Origin of the sequence: Desulfofundulus thermobenzoicus (assembly GCF_009428905.1) — a bacterium.
GTDB classification, from domain to species: Bacteria; Bacillota; Desulfotomaculia; order Desulfotomaculales; family Desulfovirgulaceae; genus Desulfofundulus_A; species Desulfofundulus_A thermobenzoicus.
In genome coordinates, this window is sequence record NZ_WHYR01000276.1 from 1 (window position 1) to 381 (window position 381).

1 protein-coding gene is annotated in these 381 nt (G+C 47.0%); it reads left to right on the forward strand.

All coding sequences use genetic code 11. The annotated features are described in order from the left end of the window. Nucleotides 1–14: 14 nt before the first annotated feature. Nucleotides 15–381: radical SAM protein (locus GFC01_RS18620; RefSeq protein WP_423244429.1), on the forward strand; the 367-nt coding region annotated here is incomplete at its 3' end.

The window sequence follows — 381 nt, forward strand, 5'->3', positions numbered from 1 at the left end:
GAACCGCTACATTTATGATCCTTGGATCTGTTTGTACGCGCGCATGCCGTTTCTGTGCGGTGAAAACTGGGCTTCCGACTGAGCTTGACCTGCAAGAGCCAGAACGCGTGGCAGATTCAGTAGCCTTAATGAATTTAAAGCACGCTGTCATAACAGCGGTTGCAAGGGATGATCAAAAGGATGGCGGAGCAGGTGTGTTCGCTGAAACCGTTCGTGCGATTAGAAGAAAAAGCCCATTCACGACCATTGAAGTTCTCCCTTCAGATATGGGCGGTAATTATGATAACTTGAAGACGTTAATGGACACTCGTCCTGACATTTTAAATCACAACATTGAAACAGTTCGCAGATTAACGCCAAGAGTTCGTGCGCGTGCTACAT